Genomic DNA, 6022 nt, shown 5'->3' with positions numbered 1-6022 from the left:
GCCCGAGGAGAAGCGATGAAAGTCTGGGTTCAGCACTACAATCATCACCGCCCCCACTCAGCTGCAGACGGTCAAGCTCCTGCCAGCCTCGTCCCGGGGCGCGTCACCAACGTCCTGCCCTCCTACACCTAGCGCAACGTGCGGATGAAGAAGGGAAAGCTGGCGCCGATCTCCTCGATGTGAAAGTCCCGCTCCGGGACCTCCACGAACCCCTCTGAGCGGTACAGCTCATGGGCATCGGTCATCGCCTTCAGGCTGCAGAGGGTGACCGCCTCGATGTCGGGGCGGGCCTCGGCCATGGCCAGGATGTGCCGGACCAGGCGGCGGGCGATCCCGCGGCCCTGGAAGTCCGGGTGCACCGCCAGCATGCGGAACTCCATCTCCCCGGGCCGGGAGACCTCCGCTAGGAACTGTCCAGCCTCGGTGATGGAGACCGAGGCCGCCACCACCGGAGCCCCGGGGTCATCCTCCACCTCGGCCACCAGAACGGTGGCCTGCGTGGCGCGGGGCCCGACGTCGGCCAGCTGGGCGATGTAGTCATCTCCGGAGGAGAGGAAGCCGCCGCTGACATAGGCCGTGACGGTCAGCTCCGCGATGCGCTCCCAGTCCTCGCGGCGCGCCTCACGGATGACCGGCGCGGCCTGGGGCTTATGCTCACGGGCTGCAGTGCTCATGCCGGGCTCACAGTCCGGTGGGCCGCGGGCGCAGCTGGCTGTGCGGGATGCCGATGTCGCCGGCCACGCACCAGTCGGGCGCCTCGGCGCTGTTGGCATCGGCCGGGCGGCGGACCTCCACGCCGGCTTCCTCCGCGATGAGCGTGCCGGCCGCCCAGTCGTGCTCCCAGAGCCCGTATTCGGCGAAGGCGTCCATGGTCCCGTCGGCCACCATGCAGATGTCCAGGGCCGCAGCGCCCAGTCTGCGCAGATTGCCGAACAGCGGGAGCATTGAGGTGACCGCTTTGGTCTGCTCCTCGCGGCGCTCCGGGTCATAGCCGAAGCCGGTGGCCAGGATGCCCGCGGCCCGGGAGCCCTGGGGCCCCTTGAGCTTCACCGGCTCCGAGACGCCCTCAGCGGTGGTGCCTGTGGTCCAGGCTCCCCCGCCGCGGGTGGCCCACCAGTGGCGGCCGATGGCCGGGGCGTCCACCACACCGGCCAACCAGTGCCCGGAGGGACCCTGCACGGCCACCGAGGTGCCGTAGTAGACGACCCCGCGGACGAAGTTGGTGGTCCCGTCCAGCGGATCGATGGACCACCGGTAGCCCGAGGGCTTCTCGGCGGCAGTGGTGCCGTACTCCTCACCGGAGACTCCGTCATCGGGACGACGCCGGGTTATCACCTCGCGCACGGCGCGCTCGGCCCGGCGGTCGAACTCGGTGACCAGATCGGATTCGGAGCTCTTGGTCTGCAGACCGGCCTGCTCCTGTCCCAGGGCCACACCCGCAGGTGCCACCTCGCTGCGCTCGGCCAGGACAGCGACCCCGGCGGCAGCGGCTTCGCGGGCGATGTCGAGAAGTTCCTCAGCGGTGGTCATCGTTTCCGTTCTGTCGGCGTCGTTCTCGGATGCGGTCATATGGGTCTGGTGCGGGCGGCGTCGAGTGCGGCGGATACGGCCTCCTCAGAGCTCCTCGGGGCCGTTGTTCAGCAGGCGCTCGAAGCCCTCCTCGTCCAGGACCGCCAGACCCAGAGACTCGGCCTTGGTCAGCTTGGAGCCGGCATTCTCACCGGCCACCACGAAGTCGGTCTTCTTGGAGACCGAGCCGGAGGCGCGGCCGCCGCGGGAGATGATCGCCTCCTTGGACTCGTCCCGCGACCAGTTCTCCAAACTGCCGGTGACCACAACGGTCAGGCCCTCGAGGGTGCGCGGGACGGCCTCATCCTGCTCATCCTCCATGCGGACCCCGGCCTGGGCCCAGGCGTCCACGATCCGGCCGTGCCACTGCGTGGCGAACCATTCCCGCACTGCAGAGGCGATGGTGGGACCCACGCCGTCGATGCCGGCCAGCTCCTCCTCGGAGGCGCTGCGGATCTTCTCCATGGAGCCGTAGGCCTGGGCCAGGGCGCGGGAGGCGGTGGGGCCCACATGCCGGATGGACAGCGCCACCAGCACACGCCACAGCGGCTGCTCCTTGGCCTTCTCCAGCTCGGCGAAGAGCTTGGTGGTGTTCTCCCGCGGCTTGGAGGGCTCCTTCAGCTCACCCTTGGCGTACTGCGGCTTGGTCCAGAAGTAGAGCACCGGGGCGTAGCGGCCCGTGCCCTCATGCTTACCGGTCTCCTGGTTCTTCTCCAGGACCTCCCGCCAGCGGTAGACGCCCTTGAGATCCTCCGGCGTCAGGGAGAAGAGATCGGCCTCATTGCGCAGCACCGGGGTCTGGGCCACCGGCTGGCCGCCCTCATCCCACTCCACGACAGCGCCGGAGGCCTCCAGCTTCTCCTGGTCGATCAGCTCGGCGCGCGGGCGGACCTCATCGGGGTCCGGGTTGGTCAGAGCCAGCCCGGCCTCCTCGCCGAGGGCCTCGATGTCCAGGGCGCCGCGGGAGCCCACGTGGATGACCCGCTCGGCCAACTGGGCGGGGCAGGTCTCGGCATTGGGGCAGCGGTAGTCGACGTCGCCCTCCTTGGCCGGAGCCAGCTCGGTGCCGCAGGCCGGGCAGTAGGTGGGGAAGACGAACTCGCGCAGGCGGCCCTCCTCCTGCTCGCGCAGCTCACGCTCGGGCAGGACCGGGCCGAGGACCTCGGGGATGACGTCGCCGGCCTTGCGGACCCAGACCTTGTCCCCGATCTTGAGGTTCTTAGCCTTGACCACGTCCTGGTTGTGCAACGTGGCCTTCTCCACGGTGGAGCCGGCCACCAGCACCGGGTCCAACACGGCGAAGGGGGTGACACGGCCGGTGCGGCCCACCTGGACGCGGATGTCGAGCAGCTCGGTGGACTTCTCCTCCGGCGGGTATTTGTAGGCCGCCGCCCAGCGGGGCACCCGGGAGGTGTGGCCCAAGGCGCGCTGGAGGTCGAAGTCGTCCACCTTGATGACCACTCCGTCGATCTCGTGGACCAGCTCGTGGCGCTTGGCCTGGAAGCGGTCCAGGTAGTCGTCGATCTCCTCCACGTCGGAGAGGATCTCGGTGTAGGGGCTGACCGGCAGGCCCCAGGCGGCCAGCTGGTCATAGGTCTCATGCTGGGAGCTCAGCGTGACGCCCTCGCGAGAGCCCACGCCATGGACGAACATGGCCAGCGGGCGCTCGGCGGTCTTGGCCGCATCCTTCTGACGCAGCGATCCGGCGGCGGCGTTGCGCGGGTTGGCGAACTCCTTCTGCCCGGACTCGCGCAGCCGTACGTTGAGCGCGTGGAACTCGGCGGTGGGCATGAAGATCTCGCCGCGGACCTCCAGCTCGGCCGGATGGTCGGTGCCGAAGAGCTGGTTGGGGATCTCCTGAATGGTCAGCACGTTGTGGGTGACGTCCTCACCGGTGGTGCCGTCGCCGCGGGTGGCCGCGCGCACCAGCTTGCCGCGGCGGTAGAGCAGGTTGATGGCCAGACCGTCGATCTTGACCTCCACCAGCCATTGGGGGCCGCTGGTGGAGGTCACGCGGTCCGGGCGCAGCTCCTGCAGGGAGGCCACGGCGCGGTCGTACCAGGCGCGCAGCTCCTCGCGGGAGAAGACGTCCTCCAGGGAGTACATGCGCTGGATGTGCTTCACCGGGGCGAAGGCGGTGGAGACCTCTCCCCCGACCTCCTGGGTGGGGGAATCTCCGGTGACGATCTCCGGGTGCTCGGCCTCGATCTGCTCCAGACGCCGCCAGAGTTCGTCGAACTCGGCGTCGGAGATCAGCGGGGCATCCTCCTGGTAGTAGGCGATCCGGTGCTTCCGGACCTCCTCCACCAGCTGCTCGTACTCCTCGCGCAGCTCGCGCGAGGGGGCTCCCGCGGCCACAGCGGGAGCCCCCGCCGCAGCGGGGGTATCCGGCGTCGTCATCTCAGCACTCTCACTCACTCCGCTCATTCTAGCCGGGACCGAGGTCCTGCTCAGAGGTCCAGAACGGTCTCCGCGGCGGAGAGGGTGGGGCTCTCATAGGCCCCGCCGAAGAGCACCCAGTGGGCCAGCAGCGGGAAGAGCTGGTGCATGGGTGTGCGCTCGGCCCAGCCCTCGCGCAGCGGGGCCTCTTCGTCATAGGCATCCATGACCTCCTCCAGGTGCTCCAGTCCGAAGAGGTCCAGCATGGCCAGGTCCGCCTCGCGGTGGCCGGCGTGGGCGGCCGGGTCGATCAGCACGGCGCCTTCAGCGGTCCACAGCACGTTGCCCGTCCAGAGGTCGCCATGGATGCGGGAGGGGGATTCGCCGTCGTCGAGCTCTCCGGAGGCGATCCGATCCCGAGCCTGCTGCAGCAGCTTCAGATCTGCCGAGGAGGCGCGTCCGCCGCCGGAGGTGAGCCGGTCCAGCAGCGGGTCCAGGCGCTCCTGGGCGTGGAAGGCGCCCCAGGAGGAGTGGGTTCCGATGCCCATCTCCAGCAGCTGCTCGGCCGGGCCGAACATCGGGGCCACGCCGTCGGGGTGCTCGGCGGGGAGCTGACCGAAGAGCGCGTCCTCCGGCAGCGAGCGGTGGGTGCGGGCCAGCGCCGTGCCGAAGGCCTGGGCGGCCTCCTCAGCGGCGGGGGCGGCGTCGAGCCGCTCCAGCTCCAGGCGGCCCTCCTCAACGGAGAGCACCTGAGCGATGCGGGCCCCGCCCTGCTCGGTGGCCTCAGCCAGCCAGCGCAGCCCCGCGGCCTCCACCTGGGCTGCACCACGGATCCCGGACACGACGTTCTTGGTGTATGGCATACCTGCCACTCTAATCTCCGTTCTCTTGGCGCGCAGGTGTCGGATTGAAGCAGATTTCGCCGTTATTCCGACACCTGTGCATCAAGAGAACGCGTTGGTGAGGAGGCGGTTGAGGCGCAGCACCACTCGTCGGAAGCTCTCGGCCAGATCCACCCTGTTCACGAGGATGACCACCCACCCCTCCGCTTCGAACTCAGCATTTCGCCACTGGTCGTGGGCCTGCTGCTCAGCGGAGAAGTGATGCTCTCCCTCGTACTGGATGATGATGCGGGCGTCGCGATATCCCATATCCCCGACAGCGGTTCCCGGCCTCCCCGGCACACACGGGGCCTGAAGCTCCGGCTCCGGCAGCCCCGCCTCGGCGATCGCGAGTCTCAGCAGCGTCTCCGGCGGAGAGTCGGAGCCGATGCGCACCGACTCGAGAGCCTCCCGGGCAGTGACGACGCCGGCGGTCCAGGGATGGCGCCTCACCGCGGACCTCAGCTGTTCGGGGGTGCAGTACGGCTCGTCACGATCCTCACGGCTCCGATAGGGATGCCGGAGGAGCCGATCCCCCACGCACACCAGCTCCGGAGCCGTCAGATCTGCCATGCGATCGATGAACAGCCGATGCGGGGCTGAGACCCTGATGCCGGAGCGTTCCATCACCTCCCCCGGCCCGACCTCAGGAAAATGCCGGGCCACTCCGGACCACGACGGCGACGCCGGCACGTCATGTGTCCAGTTGGGCCCGCTGAGATGCAGGCGCCGGTCATAGCGGCACCGCACGGGAAGCGGTGCGTCCCAGAGACGGGCTGCCGTGAGATGACTGACCCAGAGTTCTCCGCTGCGACTGGTGAAGGCACTGAGCAGCGCCTCGTCCAGTCCTGAACGCCCGACGTCGGCGTCTCCGGATCCAGCCCCAGTCCACCGGTACAGTCCTCGGCTGAGGCGCTCGACATCTCGACGGCGCAGGCGCTGACCGCTGATTCCGCTGCGCAGTGCCTCAGCGCGGGTGAAGGGCCGAGTTCGCAGTTCAGGCGGAAGCGGATGAGAAGTTCGCACAGAACCGAGCATGCCGCTGCAGAGGCTGCTCGAGGCGAGGTCCATGCCGCTCTGGGGAGGGCCGGGCGTGGCCTCCGTGACTCACCGCGCCCTGTGGAGGAAACCTTCCCCGACAATCGGTTGGCGCGCAGGTGTCGGAAAGAGGCGGATTTCGCCGCCATTCCGAC

The 6022-nt window shown here is 69.2% G+C and carries 5 protein-coding genes; all 5 read right to left on the bottom strand.

The features are described 5' to 3' along the window. Positions 1-128 precede the first annotated feature (128 nt). The 5 genes from IEW85_RS08580 to IEW85_RS08560 all read right to left on the bottom strand — a co-directional run bounded on the left by IEW85_RS08580 (position 129) and on the right by IEW85_RS08560 (position 5456). Complete coding sequence (locus tag IEW85_RS08580) at positions 129-674, bottom strand: GNAT family N-acetyltransferase (RefSeq protein ID WP_188684661.1); 546 nt, start codon at positions 672-674, stop codon at positions 129-131. Positions 675-681: 7 nt separating this feature from the next. Next, the gene (locus tag IEW85_RS08575; protein ID WP_188684659.1) at positions 682-1530 is read right to left on the bottom strand and encodes an inositol monophosphatase family protein; all 849 of its coding nucleotides are present in this window, start codon (positions 1528-1530) and stop codon (positions 682-684) included. 84 nt (positions 1531-1614) lie between these two features. Next, entirely contained in the window at positions 1615-3969 is a 2355-nt protein-coding gene (gene ligA, locus IEW85_RS08570; RefSeq protein WP_229658909.1) for an NAD-dependent DNA ligase LigA, read from the bottom strand. A gap of 50 nt (positions 3970-4019) precedes the next feature. After that, positions 4020-4811, bottom strand: a complete 792-nt coding sequence (locus tag IEW85_RS08565) for a fructosamine kinase family protein (RefSeq protein WP_188684655.1) — start codon at positions 4809-4811, stop codon at positions 4020-4022. Positions 4812-4892: 81 nt separating this feature from the next. Further along, the gene (locus tag IEW85_RS08560; protein WP_188684653.1) at positions 4893-5456 is read right to left on the bottom strand and encodes a putative endonuclease domain-containing protein; all 564 of its coding nucleotides are present in this window, start codon (positions 5454-5456) and stop codon (positions 4893-4895) included. Positions 5457-6022: the final 566 nt, after the last annotated feature.

The organism is Nesterenkonia cremea, from assembly GCF_014642675.1.
Classification (GTDB): Bacteria; Actinomycetota; Actinomycetes; order Actinomycetales; family Micrococcaceae; genus Nesterenkonia; species Nesterenkonia cremea.
The sequence above is the reverse complement of the archived record's forward strand: the minus strand, read 5'-3'. Positions and strand labels throughout refer to the sequence as shown.

What these genes read in the sequence shown, in the direction of transcription:
- IEW85_RS08580 (WP_188684661.1), bottom strand. Translation starts at nt 674, where the DNA reads ATGAGCACTGCAGCCCGTGAGCATAAGCCCCAGGCCGCGCCGGTCATC.
- IEW85_RS08575 (WP_188684659.1), bottom strand. Translation starts at nt 1,530, where the DNA reads ATGACCACCGCTGAGGAACTTCTCGACATCGCCCGCGAAGCCGCTGCC.
- ligA (WP_229658909.1), bottom strand. Translation starts at nt 3,969, where the DNA reads ATGACGACGCCGGATACCCCCGCTGCGGCGGGGGCTCCCGCTGTGGCC.
- IEW85_RS08565 (WP_188684655.1), bottom strand. Translation starts at nt 4,811, where the DNA reads ATGCCATACACCAAGAACGTCGTGTCCGGGATCCGTGGTGCAGCCCAG.
- IEW85_RS08560 (WP_188684653.1), bottom strand. Translation starts at nt 5,456, where the DNA reads ATGGAACGCTCCGGCATCAGGGTCTCAGCCCCGCATCGGCTGTTCATC.